The sequence below is a fragment of the Geodermatophilus obscurus genome, assembly GCF_900115395.1.
Taxonomy (GTDB): Bacteria; Actinomycetota; Actinomycetes; order Mycobacteriales; family Geodermatophilaceae; genus Geodermatophilus; species Geodermatophilus obscurus_B.
On the sequence record NZ_FOWE01000001.1, the window covers coordinates 269,111 to 288,619 of the forward strand.

Sequence of the window (19,509 nt, forward strand, 5' to 3'; positions counted from 1 at the left end):
CGCGCCGGGAGCGGCCGCGGCGGGCCGAACTCCGGTGACACGGCCGCCCCCCGGTGCTGCAATGGGGTCCGCACGGGGAACCCACCGAGTACGGAGGTCCCGACGTGGACCCTGCCACGACGACCGTGCGCCCCGCGGCCGGACGCCGACGCGAGCTCCTGCCGGTCATGCGGGGCCTGCTCCTGGTCTTCAGCGTGCTGACCGCGCTGGGTTTCACCGCGCTGTTCGTCCTGTCGACCCGGACCGCCGAGAGCTTCGCCTGGACCATCCAGCCGCCGGTGACCGCCGCCTTCCTCGGCGCGGGCTACGCGGCCGGCTGCACCCTCGTCGTCCTGTCGCTGCGCGACCCGGTGTGGTCGCACAGCCGGGTGCCGGTCCTGACCATCCTGGTGTTCACGCTGCTGACCCTGGTCGCCACGCTCGTGCACGTCGACCGCTTCCACTTCCAGCCGGAGTTCGCCGACTCGACCCTGCTGGCCCGCGGCGCGGCCTGGTTCTGGACCGCCGTCTACGTCCTCATCCCCCTCGGCATCCTCGTGGCGCTGGTGTTCCAGGAGCGCGCACCCGGCGCCGACCCGCCCCGGCGGTACCCGGTCCCGGTCGCGTTGCGGGCGGCCCTGGCCGTCGAGTCGGTCGTGCTCCTCGCCGTGGGTGCCGCGATCTCGGTGACGCCGTCGACGGCGACGACGCTGTGGCCCTGGACGCTGACCCCGCTGACCGCCCGGGTGGTGGGCGCCTGGCTGATCGCTTTCGGCATCGCCACGGCACTGGCCGCGCTGGCCGGTGACCTGGAGCGGTTGCGCACCGCGACGATCGCCTACACCGTCTTCGGCGTCCTCCAGCTCGTCGTGGTCCTGCTGCACCGCGACCACGTCGCGTGGGACCGGCCCGTCGCCTGGCTGTACGTGGCCGCGGCCGTCGCCGTCACCATCACCGGGGCGGAGGGCTGGCGCCGCGCCCCGGTGCCGGCCCGCCACCGGGCCTGAGCACCGGGCACGCCCGGCGGCGTGCCGGGTCCGGCGTCGACGGGTCGCCCCGCGGCGCTCAGCGGGCGGCGGTCAGCGCGCGGGCGACCGTGGGGCAGGAGCGCAGGGTCACCGGCCGGCCGGTCCGCTCCGCCCACTGCAGCGTGTCGGTCAGCAGCTCCCGGCCCGACGGCGACAGCGCCGTGACCGACCGGGCGTCGACGGCGTCGACCCGCACCGGCTCCGCCCCGTAGCAGCGCCGGAACGCCTCGACCGCCGCCGCGTCGACGTCGCCGGCGAGCACGAGCACCCGGCCGCCGGAGGTGTTCAGCAGGCGGACGACGCCGCGCCGGGCCACCGCGGAGACGGGCACGCCGCCAGTGTGCGCGCCCGGCCTCCCCGGCGCCGTCGCACCCCTCGGTGAGACTGGCCCGGTGGACCGGGTGCTCCTGCGCCGCGACGGGGCGGCCGTGGTGGCCACCGTCTGCGCCGAGGACGGCACCCCCGGCGCGGCCACCGTCCTGCCGGCCGGCGAGCTGCCCGGCTGGGTCGCCGCGCGGGAGGCGGCGGGCGCGGTGCGCTGGGTGTGGGACGACACCACCCGCTGGTACCCGGCGCTGCTCGACGCGGGCGTGCGGGTCGAGCGGTGCACCGACCTGCGGCTGTCGGCCGCGGTGCTGCGCCGCTCGCCGTACGCCGGCCCGACACCGGCCCCGGACCCGGGCTGGGCGGCGCTGGAACCGGTGACCGCCGGCGACCCGGCGCTGTTCGACCTCGCCGACCCGGCCGACTCCCTCGACCCGCTCGCCGAGCACCGCCGTCAGCAGGCCGCCGTCGCCGCCTCCCCGCACCGCGGCCGGCTGGGGCTGCTGCTGGCCGCGGAGTCCTCCGGCGCGCTGGCGGCCGCCGAGATGACCTGGGCCGGGCTGCCCTGGCGGGCCGACGAGCACGGCCGCCTGCTCACCGGCCTCCTCGGCGATCGGCCACCGCCCGGCCTGCGCCCGCCGGTCCTGGAGCGGCTGGCCGGCGAGGTCCGCGCCGCCCTGCGCGCCCCCGACCTCAACCCCGACTCGCCGGTGGCGCTGCTGCGCGCGCTGCAGACGGCGGGACTGCCGGTCGAGGACACCCGCTCGTGGACGCTGGAGCGGTACGAGCACCCGGTGGTGCCGCCGCTGCTGGAGTACAAGCGGCTGGCCCGGCTGCTGGCGGCCAACGGCTGGGCGTGGCTGGACGCCTGGGTGCGCGACGGCCGGTTCCGCCCGGTCTTCCTGCCCGGCGGCGTGGTCACCGGGCGGTGGGCCTCCTCCGGTGGCGGGGCGCTGTCGGTGCCCGTGCAGGTCCGCCCCGCCGCGGTCGCCGACGACGGGTGGCGGCTGGTGGTGGCCGACGTCGCCCAGCTCGAGCCCCGCGTGCTCGCCGGCATGAGCCGCGACGCCGCCCTGGCCGACGCGGCGCGGGCGGCCGACCTCTACGCCGGCATGGTCGCCGCCGGCGTCGTGGCCACCCGCGCCGAGGCCAAGCTCGGGGTGCTCGGCGCCCTCTACGGGGGCACCCGCGGGGAGAGCGGGCGGATGATGCCGCGGCTGGCGCGCCGCTACCCGCGGGCGATCGGCCTGGTCGAGGACGCCGCACGGACCGGCGAGCGCGGCGCGGTGGTGCACACCCTCCTCGGCCGCGGCTCCCCGGTGCCCGGCGGCGCCTGGGCGCAGGAGGCGGCCGACCTCGGTGAGGCACCGGAGCCGGCAGGCCGGGACACCGACCGGGCCCGCCGCGCGTGGGGCCGGTTCACCCGCAACTTCGTCGTCCAGGGGACCGGCGCGGAGTGGGCGCTGTGCTGGGTGGCCGACCTGCGCAACCGGCTCTGGCGGCTCGGCCCCGGGGAACCGCTGCACCGGCGCCCGCACCTGGTGTTCTTCCTGCACGACGAGGTCGTCGTGCACACCCCGGCGTACCTGGCCGAGGAGGTCGGGGAGCAGGTCCGGCAGGCCGCGGCCACGGCCGGCCGGCTGCTGTTCGGCGACTTCCCCCTCGACTTCCCGCTCGACGTCGCCGCGGTGCGCTCCTGGGCCGACGCCGGCTGACCGCTCAGGCCGGCACGCGGTCCCGCGACCGGGCCGAGCGGGTGACGAGCCAGCCGACCAGCGCCGCGACCGGGAACATCAGCACCCCGTAGACGGCGGCCGGGATCGCCAGCTCCACGCTGCCGAGCACGCTGATGGCGACCGCGATGGCCAGCGTCGAGTTGTGCACGCCGATCTCGAACGCGCACGCCACCGCCTGCCGGTGCTCGACGCCGACCGCGCGCGGGACGGCGAACCCGATGAGCAGGCTGAGCACGCAGAACGCCAGCGCGACGAGGCCGACCTCGCGCACGTAGCCGGCGACGTTCTCCCGCTCGGCGAGCACCGTCCCGACGATGACCAGCGCCAGGACGACGGCGGACAGGATGCGCACCGGCTTGTCCATGCGGTCGGCGAACGCCGGCGAGGAGCGCCGCACGAGCATGCCCAGGGCCACCGGCACCAGCACGATGGCGAAGACCTGCACCGTCTTGCCGAACTGCAGGCCGATCTCCCCGGCGCCGGGCGGGTCGAACACCGACACGGCGAGGTTGGTCACCAGCGGCAGCGTGACCACCGCGAGCAGCGAGTTGACCGCCGTCAGCGAGACGTTGAGGGCGACGTCGCCGCGGAACAGGTGGCTGAACAGGTTCGCCGTCGTGCCGCCGGGGGAGGCGGCCAGCAGCACCATGCCGACGGCCAGGACCGGCTCCAGCCCGGCGACCACGACCAGGCCGAAGCAGACGGCCGGGAGGACGAGCAGCTGCAGGGCGAGGGCGACCACCGCCGCCCGTGGCCGGCGGGTGACCCGGACGAAGTCGTCCACGGTCAGCGACAGGCCCAGGCCGAACATGATGACGGCCAGGGCGGCGGGCAGGGCGACGGTGCCGAGTGCCGAGTCCACGAGCGACCTCCGGGTGGGTCCGCGGCGCCGGTGCCGCGCGGTACCGGGATCCTGGCCGACCGGGTGCCCGCAGGCGAGGGAGGCCACCCGCGCGGGGGCCCGCGCGGGTCGGGTGCGGGGTTGAGCAGGGCCGCGGGCGGGCACCCAGGGAGGGACGCGGCCGGACGGGCGGCCGCGGGGCACCGGCGCCGGTGGGCGGTACCCGCGGTGGGCCGCCGAGGACGCAGCCGGCGACGGAGGCAGCGGGCAGGGCACTGGGCCAGAGACGGAGCCAGGGACGTGACCTCGCTGGGGACCGCCCGACGGACGCTGGGCGACCGCTACGAGCTGCAGGACCTCATCGCGACCGGCGGCATGGGTCAGGTGTGGCGGGCCTGCGACCGGCTGCTCGAGCGCCCGGTCGCGGTCAAGGTCCTGCGCAGTGAGTACGCCGACGACCCGGTCTTCCTCGAGCGGTTCCGCTGCGAGGCCCGGCACGCGGCCGCGCTGAGCCACCCCAACATCGCCGCCGTCCTCGACTACGGCGAGACACGTGACGCCGGCTCCGGCGAGCGGCTGGCCTACCTGGTGATGGAGCTGGTCGAGGGGGCTCCGCTGTCGGCGCGGCTCGAGGCCGGCGGCCCGCTGCCGCCCGAGGACGCGCTGTCGGTGCTGCGGCAGACGGCGGCAGGCCTGGCCGAGGCGCACCGCGCCGGCCTGGTGCACCGCGACGTCAAGCCGGCCAACATCCTCGTCCGCCCCGACGGGCGGGTGAAGCTCACCGACTTCGGGATCGCCTGGTCGACCGACAGCGTGCCGCTGACCGGGACCGGCCAGGTGGTCGGCACGGCGCAGTACATGTCGCCCGAGCAGGCCACCGGCGAGCGGGTCGGCCCGGCCACCGACGTCTACGCGCTCGGCCTGGTCGGCTACGAGTCGCTCGCCGGGCGCCCCGCGTTCTCCGGGACCAACCCCGTCGCGGTGGCCCTCAAGCAGCTGCGCGAGGACCCCGCGCCGCTGCCGGGGGACCTGCCGCCCGTCGTCCGCGAGCTCATCGACGCCGCGCTGGTCAAGGACCCGCAGCAGCGGCCGCACGACGCCGCCGCGTTCCTGTCCGCCGTCGAGGAGACGATCGAGGCGACCACCCAGGCGGGGACCCGTCCCGAGCCCGCCGCCGCGCCGCCCACCCGCCCGGTCCTGCCCGGCCTGCCACTGGTGGGCGAGCCCACGGAGACGCTCCGGGCGGCCGACCTCGACGAGGAGCCCGCGGAACGGTCCGTGGTGGGCGCGCGGCGCCGGCGGGCGCTGCTGCTGGTGCCGCTCGTGGTCCTGCTGGTGGGGGCGCTCGCCGTCCTGCTGTGGCCGGGGAGCCCCGGCACCGGGCGGCCCCCCACCGCGCAGGCCGCGGAGCCGACCTCCGGGGCCGACGGCGGGGGCGGCCCGGCCGCGTCGGTCGTGCTGGCTGCGAGCGACCACGTCGGCCGCCCGGCCGGGGACGTCGCCGGCGACCTCACGGCGCTGGGCCTCACCGTCGCCGAGGAGACCGAGGAGACGACGGCGGTGCAGCCGGGCACCGTGGCGGGCCTGGACCCGGTGGGCGTCCCGTTGCCGCCCGCCGCCGCCGTGACCATCCGCGTCGCCGTCGCACCCGCTGCCGCGGCGCCGGGGACCGGTCCGCCCGTCGGGGACGGTGGGGGAGCTCCGGGCGCTCCCGCGGAGACGCTCCCGGACGCCGCACCGGAGGCGGTGCCGTCGGACGCGGTGCCCACGGATGCAGCGCCGTCGGACACGGCACCGGCCGACCCCGCGCCTGCGGAGCCGTCGGGTGCGGTGCCGTCGGACGCTGCACCGGCGGACCCCGCTCCGGTCGACCCCGCCCCCGCTGATCCGTCGGACGCGGTCCCGGTGGACCCGGCCCCGGCTGAGCCGGCTCCGGCTGACCCCTCGGACGCGGCCCCCGTCGACCCGGCGCCGTCGGAGCCCGTCACCCCCGCGCCCGCACCGTCGGACCCGGCGCCGTCGGACGCGGCCCCGTCGGAGCCGGTGCCCACCGAGCCCGCACCGCCGGAGCAATCGGGGTCCGTGTCGTCCGAGTCCGTGCCCGCGCCGTCCGGGTCCTCCGCCCCGGCGCCGTCGGAGCCCCGCGCGGGCGGTTAGGGTCCTCCGCCATGCCGACCAGCTCACCGGGAGCCGCACCCGCGGGGACGATCGAGACGCTGGGCTTGCCCACCCGGGCGGTCACCGCGCTGACCCGCGCCGGCATCACCGACGTCGCCGCCCTCGCCGCCCTCACCCGCCGTGAACTCTCGGCCGTGCCGGGCCTGGGCGCGGGTCTGGTGACCGCCATCCGCCGCGTCGTGCCCGAGCCGCCGGCCGTCCTGCCCGGCACCACCGTCCCGCCGGCGACGACCGCGGCGGACACCACCCCGGCGGTCACCACCCCGGCGGAGCCGGCCCCGGCAGCCGGAGCGACGGGGAACGGTGCCCCGCCGACGCCGTTCGACGACGACGCGGCGAGCCCCGCCTCCCCGGAGATCCCCTCCTTCGCCTCCCTGCGCGACCCCCGCCGCCGCACGGCCCTCGACCTGCTGGTGCCCGCTCCGGACCCCGCACCCGCGCCGGATCCCGCACCCGTGCCGGAGCCGGCACCCGCACCGGCCGCCGGGACCGGGCCCGACCCCGAGTCGGCACCCCGGCCGGAGCCGGAGCCCGGACCGGGACCACGGCGGCCGGCCGCCGCTCCCCGGCCGGCCGAGTACGCCGACCTCGTCCGGCTGGGCGTCCGGCTGGCCCGCGCCGCCGTCACCGCCCCGGGCCGGGTCGCGCTGTGGTCGGTCCGCACCCAGGTCGACCTGCTGCGGCGGCTGCTGGGCGCCTGAGCGCACCGGCCGCCGCCGGGGCGGGGAGCCCGGCGGCAGCGGCCGACACGCCGCGCGCGACGCGATCCCGGTCACGTCCTCCGCTGATCGACATTGTCACGGACCGATAACGGCGGTTACCGTGTCGCCGTCCGTCCGGCAGTCACGTCCCCGTCCGGGGAGCCCGGGCGGATGCCGCCGAGTCGCCCTCCGGGGCGAGCCGGGGACCCACCGTTCTCCTGGGGTGAATCCCGCACGCCGGACGCCGTCCGGCCGCGGGTAGGGCTGCTTCCCGCCCGAACCCGTCAGCTGACCCGGTAGGCGGCCATCGGGAGAAACGGAGAGCCGCCGGATGGCGCGCGCCTGCAGCACGACCGCACCACCCCGCCGGCCCCGCCGCACCTGGGTGCGCACCCGGATCTGACCGCGCCGCCCGTCCCCGACGCCGCCCGCGCCCGGCCTCCCCGGCCGCTGTCCGCCGGCCCGCCCGCGTCGCCCTGACGGCCGCAGCCGCCCGCACCCTCCCACCGCCCCGCCGTCGACGGCCGGGCCGTGGCCGCACACCTGGAGCACCGCCCCGCATGGACGCCCCCACCACCGAGATCTCCCGGCCCGACGGCCGCCCCGCTGCCGGGCACGGCCGCCGCCGCCCGCCGGCCACCCTGCGCCGGCCCGGGCTGCTGCTCGGCACGGCCGTCGCCGGCGCCCTGATCGCCGGCGTGCTGGTCGGTCCCGACCCGGCCGCCGAGGCGCAGGCCGGCACGGAGGAGACCGTGACCGTCGCCCAGGCGCTGGGCCTGCCCGCGCAGGTCGGCCCCTCGACCGAGGTGCCGCAGGTGCAGCCGCAGGACCTGCAGTCCCTCGGGGAGGTGGCCGCCAGCCGCGGCTCCCGCGAGGCCGCCGAGACCGCCGCGCAGCAGGCCCAGGCCGGCGCCGACCAGGCGGTGCGCGACGCGCAGGCCGCCGCGGAGGCCGCCCGGGTCGCCGCGGAGGCGCAGGCGGCCGCCGAGGCCGCCGCCGCCGAGGCCGCCCGCGTCGCCGCCGAGGCCGAGGCCGCGGCCGCGGCGGAGCGGGCCGAGCAGGAGGCCGCGTCCTCGTCGTCCGGGACCTCCGGGCCGGCCGCCGGCTCGTCGGCCTCCGCCCCGGAGGAGGCGCCGGCCGCGTCGTCCGGCGGGACCACGGCCTCCCGGGTCGCCCGGATCACCAACACCTCGGGCCCCGTGCGCTCGGTGGTGCAGGCCGCCGCCGACGCCGTGGTGAGCAACGTCCCCGGCGCCGCGTCGATCACCCTCGGCGGCACCCGCCCCAGCGCGACCGACCCCGGCGGACACCCCTCCGGCCTGGCGCTGGACTTCATGGTCATGTCCGACGCCGCGCTCGGCGACGCGATCGTGCAGTACCACCGCGACCACTGGGACGAGCTCGGCGTCGACTACCTGATCTGGGAGCAGCGGATGCTCTCCTCGCCGGGCGGGTCCTGGAAGGCGATGGAGGACCGCGGCGGCGTGACGGCGAACCACTTCGACCACGTGCACGTCAACTACCAGGGCTGACGGGGCTCCCCGGCCGGCAGCCACCGCACCGGGTCCTCGAGCACCCCGTGCAGGGCGCCCAGCGCCGCGCCGGTCGCCCCCGCGGCCGGCGCGACGGCGCCGGCCGTCACCACCGGACGACGCCACCGGGCCGAGAGCACCCGCCGGATGAGGTGGTCCTCCAACCGCGGGCACAGCAGGTCGCCGAGCTCGGCCAGGTGCCCGCCGAGGACGACCGTGGGGATGTCGAGCACGTTGACCACCCCGGCGAGCGCGATGCCCAGCGCCCGGGCCGCGCCGTCGACCGCCCGGTCGGCGACGGGGTCGCCGGCCCGGCTGCGGGCCCGCAGCTCCGCGGGGCCGGCGTCGGCGGGGACCCCGGCGGCGGAGAGCAGCGCGAGCCGGCCGGCGTAGCGCTCCAGGCAGCCGGTCGACCCGCACGGGCAGGCGGGACCGTCCGGGTCGACGCAGACGTGACCGATCTCGCCGGCCCAGCCCGAGCTGCCGGTCATCACCCGGCCTGCCAGGACCGCCGCGCCGCCGATGCCGATCTGCCCGGAGAGGTAGACGAAGTCCCGGTGCGGCCCGGGCAGCCCCGGTGCCCGCTCCGCGACGCTGCGCGCGGCGAGGTCGGCCTCGTTACCCAGCACCGGCACCGGACCGTCGGGGAGCAGCCCGGCCAGCACGTCGGCGGGGCGCACCTCCGACCAGCCCAGGTTCGGTGCGCGCAGCAGCAGGCCCCGCCCGGCGTCGACCAGGCCGGGGAGCGCGAGCCCGGCGCCCACCACCCGCACGCCGGCGGGCAGCGACGCGAGGACCCCGGCGGTCAGCCCGCCGAGCAGCGTCAGCGCCGCCACCGGGTCGCTGTCGCGCAGGTCCTCCTCGTGCAGCCGCTCGGCCAGCACCCGCCCGCGCAGGTCCAGCACCCGCACCGCGACCAGCCCGGCATCGACCTGCATGCCGAGCCCGACCGGGCGGGAGCCGGGCGCGAGCGGCGTGGCCGGACGGCCGCGGCGCGACCCGGGCCCGCGCTCCACCTCGTCGAGCAGCCCGCCGGCGACCAGCTCGTCGACCAGCCGGGTCGCCGTCCCCCTCGTCGTGCCCAGCGCCGCCGCGACGCCGGCCCGGGACAGCTCGCCGGGGTCGGCGCACACCGCCCGCAGGGCGAGCGCCAGGTTGGTCGCCCGCAGCGTCGACTGCCGGGCGCCGCTCGGGACGCGGCTGTCGGTCACCCCTTGAGGCTAGCGGCGACCATCGCTTATGTTCTACGGCAGCACAAAAGCGGTGGCCCGCGTCACCCGGACGAGCGCCCCGGTGCCCGAGGGAGGAACTCCATGGCCCACCAGCCCACTCGCGACGACAGGTTCAGCTTCGGCCTCTGGACGGTCGGGTGGAACGCCCGCGACCCCTTCGGCGACGCCACCCGCCCCGCCCTCGACCCGGTCGAGAGCGTCGAGCGGCTCGCCGAGCTGGGCGCCTACGGCGTCACCTTCCACGACGACGACCTGGTCCCGTTCGGCAGCAGCGACGCCGAGCGCACGGCGATCGTCGAGCGGTTCAAGAAGGCGCTGGCCGACACCGGTCTGGTCGTCCCGATGGCCACCACCAACCTGTTCACCCACCCGGTGTTCAAGGAGGGCGCGCTCACCGCCAACGACCGCGGCGTGCGCCGGTTCGCGATGCGCAAGGTCATGCGCAACATGGACCTCGCCGCCGAGCTCGGGGCGACGACCTACGTGGTGTGGGGTGGCCGCGAGGGCGCCGAGGTCGACGGCGCCAAGGACCTGCGCGCCGCGCTCGACCGCTACCGCGAGGGCATCGACACCCTGGCCCAGTACTCCGAGGACCGGGGCTACGGCCTGCGCTTCGCCCTCGAGCCCAAGCCCAACGAGCCGCGCGGCGACATCTTCCTGCCCACCATCGGGCACGCCATCGCCTTCATCAACACGCTCGAGCACGCCGACCTCGTGGGCGTGAACCCCGAGGTCGGGCACGAGCAGATGGCCGGCCTGAACTACACGCACGGCATCGCCCAGGCGCTGTGGCAGGGCAAGCTCTTCCACATCGACCTCAACGGCCAGCACGGCATCAAGTTCGACCAGGACCTCGTCTTCGGCCACGGTGACGTGCTGTCGGCCTTCGCCACCGTCGACCTGCTCGAGCACGGCGGCCCGAACGGCGGCCCGGCCTACGACGGCCCCCGCCACTTCGACTACAAGCCGCTGCGCACCGAGGACGTCAAGGGTGTCTGGGAGTCGGCCGCGGCCAACATGCGCACCTACCTGCTGCTCAAGGAGCGCGCCGAGGCCTTCCGCGCCGACCCCGAGGTGCAGGAGGCCCTCGCCGACGCCGCGGTGCCCGAGCTCGCGCAGCCGACCCTCGGCGACGGCGAGTCCTACGAGCAGTTGCTGGCCGACCGCTCGGCGTTCGAGGACTTCGACGCCGAGTCCGCCGGTGCCCGCCGCGGCGGCCAGGTGCGCCTCTCCCAGCTCGCGGTCGAGCACCTGCTCGGCGCCCGCTGATGTCCCTGGTCGCGGGGGTCGACACCTCGACCCAGGCCTGCAAGGTCGTCGTCCGGGACGCGGCGTCCGGGACCCTCGTCCGCGAGGGCCGGGCGCCGCACCCCGACGGCACCGAGGTGGCCCCCGCGGCCTGGGCCGCGGCGCTGGAGCAGGCGGTGGAGCAGGCCGGCGGTCTCGACGACGTCGCCGCGGTCGCCGTCGGCGGGCAGCAGCACGGCATGGTCTGCCTCGACGACGAGGGCCGCGTGGTGCGCGACGCCCTGCTCTGGAACGACACGCGCTCCGCCGGCGCGGCCGCCGACCTCACCCGTGAGCTCGGTGGTCCGCAGGCGTGGGCCGACGCCGTCGGGCTGGTGCCGGTCGCGTCGTTCACCGTGACCAAGCTGCGCTGGCTGGCCGAGCACGAACCGGACAACGCCGCCCGCACCGCCGCCGTCTGCCTGCCGCACGACTGGCTGACCTGGGTGCTCGCGGGGACCCCGGGTCTCGACGCGCTGGTCACCGACCGCGGCGACGCCAGCGGCACCGGCTACTGGTCGGCGGCCACGGGGGAGTACCGCCCCGACCTGCTGGAGCGGGCGTTCGGCACCACCCCGCTCCTGCCGCGGGTGCTCGGCCCGGCCGAGTCCGCGGGCACGTCGGTCGGCGGCGCGCAGCTCGGGCCGGGCACCGGCGACAACGCCGCCGCGGCGCTCGGCCTGGCCGCCGAGCCCGGCGACGTCGTCTGCTCGGTCGGCACCTCCGGCGTGGTCTCGATCGTGTCGGAGGTCCCGGCCGCCGACGCCACCGGCGCGGTGGCCGGGTTCGCCGACGCCACCGGCCGGTACCTGCCGCTGGTGGCCACGCTGAACGCCGCGCGCGTCCTCGACGCCACCGCCCGGCTGCTCGGCGTCGGCCTCGACGAGCTGTCCCGCCTGGCGCTGTCGGCCCCGCCCGGCGCCGGCGGGCTCACCCTCGTGCCCTACCTCGAGGGCGAGCGCACGCCGGACCGCCCGACGTCGACCGGCGCGGTGCACGGGCTCACCCTGGGCACCGCGACGCCGGCGCACCTCGCGCGGGCCGCGGTCGAGGGGCTGCTGTGCGGGCTGGCCGACGGGCTGGACGCCGTCCGTGCCACGGGCGCCGAGGTCCGCCGGGTGCTGCTCGTCGGCGGCGGCGCCCGGTCGGAGGCGGTGCGGGCGATCGCGCCGGCCGTCCTCGGGGTGCCGGTGCTCGTGCCGCCGCCGGGGGAGTACGTCGCCGACGGCGCCGCCCGGCAGGCCGCCTGGGTGCTGTCGGGGCAGGCCGAGCCGCCGGAGTGGGCGCGGCCGGGCACCGAGGTGCACGAGGCCGACCCGACGCCCGCGGTGCGCGAACGCTACGCGGAGGTGCGGGAGATGACCGCCGAACGCGTCCGCGGCGGGTGAGCGGGGCGTTCCTCCCGGAGGGCCTCACCCCGTCGGTCCTCGCCCTGGTGCTCGTGGCGGCGCTGGTGGCCGGGTGGGTCGACGCCGTCGTCGGCGGCGGCGGGCTCGTCCAGCTGCCGGCACTGCTGCTCGTCCCCGGGCTCGCGCCGGTGCAGGCGCTGGCCACCAACAAGCTGGCGTCGGTGTTCGGCACCACGACCAGCGCCGTCACCTACCAGCGGCGGGTGCACCCCGACCTGCGCACCGCGCTGCCCATGGCCGTGGTCGCCCTCGCCGGGTCGTTCGGCGGCGCGTCGGTCGCGGCGCTCCTGCCGGCGACGGTGTTCAAGCCGGTGATCGTGGTCGCGCTGGTCGCCATCGCGCTGTTCACGGCGTTCCGGCCGGCGCTGGGGGAGGAGACGGCGCTGCGCCACAGCGGCCGCCGCCACCACGGCACCGCGCTCGCCGTCGGGGCGGTCGTCGGGTTCTACGACGGCGTCCTCGGCCCCGGCACCGGCTCGTTCCTCGTCTTCGCCCTCGTGTCACTGCTGGGCTACGACTTCCTGCAGGCCAGCGCCAAGGCCAAGATCGTCAACGTCGCCACCAACCTCGGCGCGCTGGCCTTCTTCGTGCCGCACGGCTCGGTGGTGTGGGGTCTGGGCCTGCTGCTCGCCGCGGCCAACGTGCTCGGTGGTTACCTCGGCTCGCGGACGGCGACCAGCCGCGGCACCGGCTTCATCCGGGTCGTGTTCCTCGTCGTGGTGACCGCGCTGATCCTGCGGCTGGGCTGGGACGTCTGGACGGAGAACCTCCGCGACTGACCGGGTCCCCGCCCCGCGCGGGGCGGGGACCCGGCCCGGTCACGTCCCGCGCAGCTCGCGCCGGAGGATCTTCCCGGTGACCGTCTTCGGCAGCTCGTCGAGCAGCTCGATGCTGCGCGGGTACTTGTAGGCGGCCATCCGCTCCCGGCAGTGCGCGATCAGCTCGTCCGGGGTCACGCTCGCCCCGGGCTTGACGCTGACGAACGCCTTCACCGTCTCCCCGCGCTTCTCGTCCGGCACGCCGACGACGGCCGACTCCCGGACGGCGGGGTGCTCGGCCAGGACGTCCTCGACCTCGCGCGGCCACACCTTGTAGCCCGACGCGTTGATCATGTCCTTCTTGCGGTCGACGATGAACACCCAGCCCTGCGGGTCCATGAAGCCCACGTCACCGCTCTTCAGCGCACCGCCGGGCAGGCCCGCCGCGGTCTCCTCGGGCTTGCCCCAGTAGCCGGCCACCACCTGCGGGCCCTCGGCCACGATCTCGCCGACCTCCCCCAGCGGCAGGTCCTGCCCGTCGTCGCCCTGGATCCGGACGATCGTGTTCGGCGCCGGGACACCCACCGACAGCGCGCCCGACGTCGGGTCCACCGGCGACGGCGACCCGAACGGTGTCACCGTCATCGGCGACGTCGTCTCGGTGAGGCCGTAGGCGTTGTGCACCTGCTTGCCGGTCGCCTCGAGGAACCCGCGCTCGGCGGCCGGGGAGATCGCCGCCCCGCCGGAGTAGATCGACGTGAACGACGCGAACGCCTCCTTGCTGAACCCCGGCGCGTTGAGCAGCGCGCTGAACGCGGTGATCGCGCCGATCGTGAACGCCGGCCGGTGCTCGACGAAGGCGTCGAGCACCACCTGCGGCTCGAAGCGGTAGGCGAGCACCAGCGTCTGCGGCACCAGCATGCTCACCGCGACGTGCCCGATGAGGCCCGTGATGTGGAACAGCGGCGCGATGCCGAAGATCGACCCGTCCCGCCCGGCGTGCACCCAGTCCCGGTAGACCTGCGCGGTGAAGACGACGTTGCGGTGGGTGTTCATCGCGCCCTTGGGCACGCCCGTCGTCCCCGACGTGTAGGTCAGGAACGCCACGTCGCCGGGCTCGAACGTCACCGGGGGCGGGGTCTGCCCGCGGTGCCGCTCCACGAACTCCAGCAGGTCGGTGGTGCCCTCGTGCCGCTGGCGGGTGACCCCGGCGAACAGCCGCTCGTCGTCGCGGGTCTGCAGGTCCAGCCCGCTGGTGGTGAGCACCTGCCGCACGTCGGTGCGCGGGACGACGTCGCGCGCCACCTCGTCGTAGAGCGTGTCGAGGCACAGCAGCACCGAGGCGCCGGAGTCGGCGAGCAGGTAGGACAGCTCCCGGGTCCGGCTCATCGGGTTGATCGACACCATGACGCCGCCGGCCTTCCAGGCCGCCACCATCGCCATGACGAACTGGGGCACGTTCTGCAGGTAGACCGCCAGCCGGTCGCCGGGGGAGAACCCCTCGGCCAGCAGACCGGCGGCCAGCGCGTCGGTGGTCTCGTCGAGCTCGCGGCGGGTCACCGTGCCGTCGAAGTACCGCAGCGCGACGCCGTCGGGGTCGCGCTCGACGCCGGCGCGGTACATCGACAGCGCGTCGCCGAACTCGATGTCGTAGTCGGCCGGCTGGTCCCCGTAGAGGGCCGTCCAGGGCCGCTCGTCGTAGGCGCTCACGGCGGGCCTACTTGAGGACCACGGGGTTGACCGGCGAGCCGCTGCCCTTGTGCACCTTGAGCGGGGCGGCGACGTAGAGGCCCTCGTACTGGCCGTCCTCGGCGGAGTCGGCCGCCAGCGCCTCGAGGTCGGCGATCTCGGTGAGGGTCACCCCGAGGTTGCGCATGAGCGCGTTGTGCAGCACCAGCGCGACGCCGTTGTTCGGGTCGCTGGTGACCTCGTTGGCGATGGTGTCGGTGACGAGGTTGGGGATCTCCATGTCCTGGAACCACCGCACCAGCTCGGGGCTGTAGACCAGCCCCGGCTCGTTGAAGCCCTCGTAGAAGCCCTCGCCCTGCTCGAAGAACAGCTGCAGGAAGTTGGTGCGGATCACCAGGATGTCGCGCGGGCGGATCTCGGTGCCCTGGGCCTTCGCGCAGGCCACGAGGTCCTCGTGGGTGAAGGTCTCGCCCTTGTCCAGGTTCGGCTTGTCGCGGAAGCGCGCCATGTCGAGCAGGACGTAGCGGCCCACCACGCCGCGCTGGGCGATCGGCTCGACGCTGGCCTTCTCCAGGCCGCCGATGGTGGTGCGCGCGTCGTAGCCGTTCCAGATCTTCCCGCCGTACCAGACGTGGCCGAGGCCGTCGTACTGCGTGGAGCCCTGGAGGAACGCGTTGATCTTGTCGTCGGCGTAGTGCAGGCCGCCGGGATACTGGGGCGCGTCGGGGGAGTCCCAGGTGGACTCGTCGAGGATCTGGGTGCGCTCCGCGGGCGTGCGGCCAGGCCACACCGGGTCGCCCTTCGGGTCGCCGATCAGCCGCTGCAGCGTGAACACCTTGCCCTGCCGGACCAGCCCGACGGCGGCGAGCACCTGCTCGGGGCCGAGGTAGTTCAGCGCCCCCACCTCGTCGTCGTCGCCCCACTTGCCCCAGTTGGTCGGCGAGTCGGCCAGCAGGTCGTCGAGCGACGGGACGGAGTCGGGGGGAGTGGTCACGGAGGCCTCCAGGACGTCGGTGTCGGGGACGCACCCGACCCTGCCCCGCTGTGGTGCAGAGCACAACCGCCGTGCAACATCGACCGCAACCGACGACCACCCCCTCCCCGGAGGTCCCCGTGAGCAGCACCGTCCCCGCCGCCCCAGAGTCGGTCTTCACCTACGGCGCCCCCCAGCTGAAGTTCGGCAGCGGGGCCTCCGACGAGATCGGGTACGACCTCAGCCGCCTGGGCGTGCGCCGCGTCCTGGTCGTCACCGACCCAGGCGTCGCGGCCACCGGCCTGCCGCAGCGGGTGGCCGACCAGATGGAGCGGTTCGGCATCGAGGCGCGGGTCTACGACGGCGTGCACGTCGAGCCCACCGACGTCAGCCTGACCCGGGCGATCGAGGACGCGCGCTCGTCCGGGCCGTGGGATGCCTTCGTGGCCGTCGGCGGCGGGTCGAGCATCGACACCGCGAAGGCGATCGACCTGCTCACCACCAACCCCGGTGAGCTCATGGACTACGTCAACGTCCCCGTGGGCAAGGGGCAGGCGCCGTCGGAACCGCTCAAGCCGCTGGTCGCCGTCCCGACGACGACCGGCACCGGCTCGGAGAGCACCACGATCTGCGTGATGGACGTGATCTCCCAGCGGGTCAAGACCGGCATCAGCCACGCGCGGCTGCGCCCGACGCTCGCCGTCATCGACCCCGACCTGACGCTCACCCAGCCGCCCGGGGTCACCGCCGCCTCGGGCATGGACATCCTCTGCCACGCGCTGGAGAGCTACACGGCGCGCTGGTACACCACCTACGACCGCAAGACCCCCGAGCAGCGGGTGCCCTACTGCGGCTCCAACCCGATCTCGGACATGTGGTCGGAGAAGGCGCTGACCCTGCTGGCCGGGTCGTTCCGGCGGGCGGTGCGGCACGGCGACGACGTCCGGGCGCGCGCGGACATGGCGATGGCGGCCACCTTCGCCGGGATGGGCTTCGGCAACGCCGGCGTGCACGTGCCGCACGCCAACGCCTACCCGATCGCCGGGCAGGTGAAGGGCTTCCACCCGAAGGACTACCCGGGCGACGAGCCGATGGTGCCGCACGGGATGTCGGTGGCGCTGACCGCGCCGGAGGCCTTCCGGTTCACCTTCGAGGCCTCACCCGAGCGGCACGTCCGCGCGGCGAAGCTGCTGGCGCCCAACGCCGGCGAGCCCGAGAACGCGGCCGAGTTCCTGCCCACCGTGCTCACCGACCTGATGCGCGACATCGACATGCCCAACGGGATCGCCGCGGTCGGCTTCGACGACGGCGACGTGCCCGACCTGGTCGCCGGGACGATGAAGCAGCAGCGGCTGCTGGCGACCTGTCCGCGGGAGGTCACCGAGGACGACGTCGCGGGCATCTTCCGCCGCTCGATGTCGCTGTGGTGACCGCTCAGCCGGTCGGGACGACGCTCTTGGTCACCTGACCCGAGGCGACGACGACGCCGTCGACGCTGGCCTCGGCGCGCAGGAACGCCACGGTGCGGCCGCGCCGCAGGACCGAGCCGGTGACGTCGACCCGGGCGCCGGCGCGCACCGGGCGCAGCAGCGAGGCGGTGAGGTCGTGGGTGACGGCGTGCTCGGCGTCGCCGAGGTGCGGCAGCAGCGCGAGGAACCCGGCGACGTCGAGCAGCGTGTAGACCACCCCGCCGTGCAGCAGCGCGGCCTGGTTCTGCGCCGGCGCGTCCACCGGGAACCAGATGCCCGCCGAGGGGTCGGCCGGGTCGCGCAGCCGCATGCCGAGGAAGCGGTGCAACGGGATGTCGAGGACGGCCTGCACGCGGGCGGCCTGCACCGCGGCGGAGGGCTCGGCGGCGGAGGGCACGGGGCAGCCTCGCACGCCCGCCGGGTCAGCCGTCGCGGGGCGGCATGCCCGAGCGGCCGGCGCCCGGCTGCGCCTCGGCGCGCAGCAGCGGCAGCGTGCGCCAGGGCACCAGCTCCGACAGGGCGACCACGCTGGTCGAGCGCACCACCGCCGAGGAGCGGTTGAGGTCGACCAGCATCTGCTGCAGCGCCTCGTGCGAGCGGGCGGCGACCCGCACGAGCACGTCGCCGCTGCCGGTGGTGGCGTGCGCCTCCAGCACGCCGGGGAGGGCCTCGAGGTCGCGGCGGACGGCGTCGATGGCGCCCTGGGCGATCTCCAGGGTGACGAACGCCTGCACGCCGAACCCGGCGGCGCGCACGTCGACGTCGGGGCCGTAGCCGGTGACCACCCCGGTCTCCTCCAGCCGCTGCAGCCGGGCGGAGACGGTGCCGCGGGCCACGCCCAGCAGCCGCGACAGCTCCAGCGGCCCGGCCGAGCGGTGCTCGCGCACCGCCGCCAGCAAGGCCACGTCGAGCGCGTCGAGCGCGCGCCGGTCGGTCACGCCGTCGTCCTCCCCGGGACTGGTCGCGCCGGCCAGTTGACCGGCCGGAGTGCTGGTCGTGGTGGTCAGTCGTACCAGCACCAGCGGTACCGGTTGCCCAGTGTCCCCCGCGGGTGTGCAGTGCGGTCGGCAGGGACGGGCACCCCACGGGAGGAGACGGCGATGAGCCTGGAGCAGATCCTCAACGACGACGAGAAGCTGGCCGGCCTGGGCGCAGACCAGCTCCAGCAGCTGGTCGGCCTCGTCGAGTACGACGCCTCGGCCGACCCGTTCCCGGTCAGCGGCTGGGACTCCCTGGTGTGGGTGGTCGGCAACGCGCTGCAGACGTCGCACTTCCTGCAGTCGGCGTTCGGCATGGAGCTGGTGGCCTACTCGGGCCCGGAGACCGGCAACCGCGACCACCACGCCTACGTGCTGCGATCCGGGGCGGCGCGGTTCGTCGTCCAGGGCGCCTACGACCCCGACAGCCCGCTGGCCGACCACCACCGCCGGCACGGCGACGGCATCGTCGACATCGCGCTCGCGGTGCCCGACGTCGACCGCTGCGTCGCCCACGCCCGCGCGCAGGGCGCCACCGTGCTCGAGGAGCCGCACGACCTCACCGACGAGCACGGCACCGTGCGGCTGGCCTCGATCGCCGCCTACGGCGACACCCGGCACACGCTGGTCGACCGGTCCGGCTACTCCGGCGTCCACCTGCCCGGGTACGTGCCGCGCTCCTCGACGTTCCAGCGGCGGCCCGGTGCGCCGAAGCGGCTGTTCCAGGCCGTCGACCACGTCGTCGGCAACGTCGAGCTCGGCGCCATGGACGCCTGGGTCGACTTCTACAACCGGGTCATGGGCTTCACCAACATGGCGGAGTTCATCGGCGACGACATCGCCACCGACTACTCCGCGCTGATGAGCAAGGTGGTCGCCAACGGCAACCACCGGGTGAAGTTCCCGCTCAACGAGCCGGCGATCGCGAAGAAGAAGTCACAGATCGACGAGTACCTGGAGTTCTACCGCGGCCCCGGCGCGCAGCACGTCGCGCTGGCCACCAACGACATCCTCGCCACCGTCGACGCCATGCGCGCCGAGGGCGTGGAGTTCCTGACGACGCCGGACTCCTACTACGAGGACCCCGCGCTGCGCGCCCGGATCGGCGAGGTGCGCGTGCCGGTGGAGGAGCTGCAGGCGCGCGGGGTGCTCGTCGACCGCGACGAGGACGGCTACCTGCTGCAGATCTTCACGAAGCCGACCGGGGACCGGCCGACGGTCTTCTTCGAGCTCATCGAGCGGCACGGCTCGCTCGGCTTCGGCAAGGGCAACTTCAAGGCGCTGTTCGAGGCGATCGAGCGCGAGCAGGCCCGGCGCGGCAACTTCTAGGAGGACCCTCCTGCCCCCCACCGCTCGCAAGCTCGCGGCGGGACCCTGCAGGAGGGCCGTTCCAGCA

Annotated in this window: 17 protein-coding genes and 1 riboswitch; of the genes, 10 read left to right on the plus strand and 7 right to left on the minus strand. The window is 76.0% G+C overall.

The genetic code is table 11. The annotated features are described in order from the left end of the window. The first annotated feature begins 104 nt into the window (after positions 1 to 104). Positions 105 to 986, plus strand: a complete 882-nt coding sequence (locus BM165_RS01295) for a hypothetical protein (RefSeq protein ID WP_083426929.1) — start codon at positions 105 to 107, stop codon at positions 984 to 986. Positions 987 to 1,044: 58 nt separating this feature from the next. On the opposite strand, the gene BM165_RS01300 is transcribed toward BM165_RS01295, so the two are convergent. Beyond that, the gene (locus BM165_RS01300) at positions 1,045 to 1,338 is read right to left on the minus strand and encodes a hypothetical protein (protein ID WP_075011708.1); all 294 of its coding nucleotides are present in this window, start codon (positions 1,336 to 1,338) and stop codon (positions 1,045 to 1,047) included. A 61-nt stretch (positions 1,339 to 1,399) separates the two neighbouring features. Here BM165_RS01300 and BM165_RS01305 point away from each other — a divergent pair, with 61 nt between their 5' ends. Next, the gene (locus BM165_RS01305; protein WP_075012076.1) at positions 1,400 to 3,046 is read left to right on the plus strand and encodes a bifunctional 3'-5' exonuclease/DNA polymerase; all 1,647 of its coding nucleotides are present in this window, start codon (positions 1,400 to 1,402) and stop codon (positions 3,044 to 3,046) included. Between the two features lie 4 nt (positions 3,047 to 3,050). On the opposite strand, the gene BM165_RS01310 is transcribed toward BM165_RS01305, so the two are convergent. After that, entirely contained in the window at positions 3,051 to 3,929 is an 879-nt protein-coding gene (locus BM165_RS01310) for a bile acid:sodium symporter family protein (RefSeq protein WP_075011709.1), read from the minus strand. A gap of 279 nt (positions 3,930 to 4,208) precedes the next feature. On the opposite strand from BM165_RS01310, the gene BM165_RS25925 reads away from it, so the two are divergent. The 3 genes from BM165_RS25925 (at position 4,209) to BM165_RS01325 (ending at position 8,319) form a co-directional block, all read left to right on the plus strand. Beyond that, positions 4,209 to 6,065, plus strand: coding sequence for a serine/threonine-protein kinase (locus BM165_RS25925; RefSeq protein WP_075011710.1), 1,857 nt, complete (start codon positions 4,209 to 4,211; stop codon positions 6,063 to 6,065). A gap of 11 nt (positions 6,066 to 6,076) precedes the next feature. Next, on the plus strand, positions 6,077 to 6,787 hold the full coding sequence (locus tag BM165_RS25930; RefSeq protein WP_075011711.1) for a DNA-directed RNA polymerase subunit alpha C-terminal domain-containing protein: 711 nt from the start codon (positions 6,077 to 6,079) through the stop codon (positions 6,785 to 6,787). Between the two features lie 165 nt (positions 6,788 to 6,952). Next, a riboswitch (cyclic di-AMP (ydaO/yuaA leader) is annotated at positions 6,953 to 7,106 on the plus strand. 241 nt (positions 7,107 to 7,347) lie between these two features. After that, positions 7,348 to 8,319, plus strand: coding sequence for a VldE C-terminal domain-containing protein (locus BM165_RS01325; RefSeq protein ID WP_075011712.1), 972 nt, complete (start codon positions 7,348 to 7,350; stop codon positions 8,317 to 8,319). On the opposite strand, the gene BM165_RS01330 is transcribed toward BM165_RS01325, so the two are convergent. Continuing rightward, the gene (locus BM165_RS01330; RefSeq protein WP_075011713.1) at positions 8,307 to 9,530 is read right to left on the minus strand and encodes an ROK family transcriptional regulator; all 1,224 of its coding nucleotides are present in this window, start codon (positions 9,528 to 9,530) and stop codon (positions 8,307 to 8,309) included. The genes BM165_RS01325 and BM165_RS01330 overlap by 13 nt on opposite strands. A gap of 102 nt (positions 9,531 to 9,632) precedes the next feature. On the opposite strand from BM165_RS01330, the gene xylA reads away from it, so the two are divergent. Genes xylA through BM165_RS01345 form a run of 3 tightly spaced genes read left to right on the plus strand, consistent with a single transcriptional unit; the run spans position 9,633 to position 13,026 of the window. Further along, a complete protein-coding gene (gene xylA / locus BM165_RS01335; RefSeq protein ID WP_075011714.1) occupies positions 9,633 to 10,820 on the plus strand; it encodes a xylose isomerase in 1,188 nt (395 codons plus the stop codon). Next, positions 10,820 to 12,226, plus strand: a complete 1,407-nt coding sequence (gene xylB / locus BM165_RS01340; RefSeq protein ID WP_075011715.1) for a xylulokinase — start codon at positions 10,820 to 10,822, stop codon at positions 12,224 to 12,226. The genes xylA and xylB overlap by 1 nt, the downstream gene beginning before the upstream one ends. Further along, a complete protein-coding gene (locus BM165_RS01345; RefSeq protein WP_075011716.1) occupies positions 12,223 to 13,026 on the plus strand; it encodes a sulfite exporter TauE/SafE family protein in 804 nt (267 codons plus the stop codon). Before xylB ends, BM165_RS01345 begins: the two co-directional genes overlap by 4 nt. A gap of 39 nt (positions 13,027 to 13,065) precedes the next feature. Here BM165_RS01345 and BM165_RS01350 read toward each other — a convergent pair whose 3' ends face one another. Together BM165_RS01350 and BM165_RS01355 are read right to left on the minus strand one after the other, a co-directional pair. Then, the gene (locus BM165_RS01350) at positions 13,066 to 14,715 is read right to left on the minus strand and encodes an AMP-binding protein (RefSeq protein ID WP_075011717.1); all 1,650 of its coding nucleotides are present in this window, start codon (positions 14,713 to 14,715) and stop codon (positions 13,066 to 13,068) included. Between the two features lie 7 nt (positions 14,716 to 14,722). Further along, complete coding sequence (locus tag BM165_RS01355; RefSeq protein WP_075011718.1) at positions 14,723 to 15,688, minus strand: cyclase family protein; 966 nt, start codon at positions 15,686 to 15,688, stop codon at positions 14,723 to 14,725. A gap of 119 nt (positions 15,689 to 15,807) precedes the next feature. Between BM165_RS01355 and BM165_RS01360 the strand changes: the two genes are divergently transcribed. Then, positions 15,808 to 17,097 (plus strand): hydroxyacid-oxoacid transhydrogenase, encoded by a 1,290-nt coding sequence (locus BM165_RS01360; protein ID WP_075011719.1) that lies wholly within the window; start codon positions 15,808 to 15,810, stop codon positions 17,095 to 17,097. A 4-nt stretch (positions 17,098 to 17,101) separates the two neighbouring features. Here BM165_RS01360 and BM165_RS01365 read toward each other — a convergent pair whose 3' ends face one another. Then, positions 17,102 to 17,533, minus strand: coding sequence for a PaaI family thioesterase (locus tag BM165_RS01365; RefSeq protein ID WP_083426930.1), 432 nt, complete (start codon positions 17,531 to 17,533; stop codon positions 17,102 to 17,104). Positions 17,534 to 17,558: 25 nt separating this feature from the next. Continuing rightward, complete coding sequence (locus BM165_RS01370) at positions 17,559 to 18,074, minus strand: Lrp/AsnC family transcriptional regulator (RefSeq protein WP_075011720.1); 516 nt, start codon at positions 18,072 to 18,074, stop codon at positions 17,559 to 17,561. Between the two features lie 162 nt (positions 18,075 to 18,236). Here BM165_RS01370 and hppD point away from each other — a divergent pair, with 162 nt between their 5' ends. Then, positions 18,237 to 19,442, plus strand: coding sequence for a 4-hydroxyphenylpyruvate dioxygenase (hppD, locus tag BM165_RS01375; RefSeq protein ID WP_075011721.1), 1,206 nt, complete (start codon positions 18,237 to 18,239; stop codon positions 19,440 to 19,442). Positions 19,443 to 19,509: the final 67 nt, after the last annotated feature.

What these genes read in the sequence shown, in the direction of transcription:
- xylA (WP_075011714.1), top strand. Translation starts at nt 9,633, where the DNA reads ATGGCCCACCAGCCCACTCGCGACGACAGGTTCAGCTTCGGCCTCTGG.
- BM165_RS01325 (WP_075011712.1), top strand. Translation starts at nt 7,348, where the DNA reads ATGGACGCCCCCACCACCGAGATCTCCCGGCCCGACGGCCGCCCCGCT.
- xylB (WP_075011715.1), top strand. Translation starts at nt 10,820, where the DNA reads ATGTCCCTGGTCGCGGGGGTCGACACCTCGACCCAGGCCTGCAAGGTC.
- hppD (WP_075011721.1), top strand. Translation starts at nt 18,237, where the DNA reads ATGAGCCTGGAGCAGATCCTCAACGACGACGAGAAGCTGGCCGGCCTG.
- BM165_RS25930 (WP_075011711.1), top strand. Translation starts at nt 6,077, where the DNA reads ATGCCGACCAGCTCACCGGGAGCCGCACCCGCGGGGACGATCGAGACG.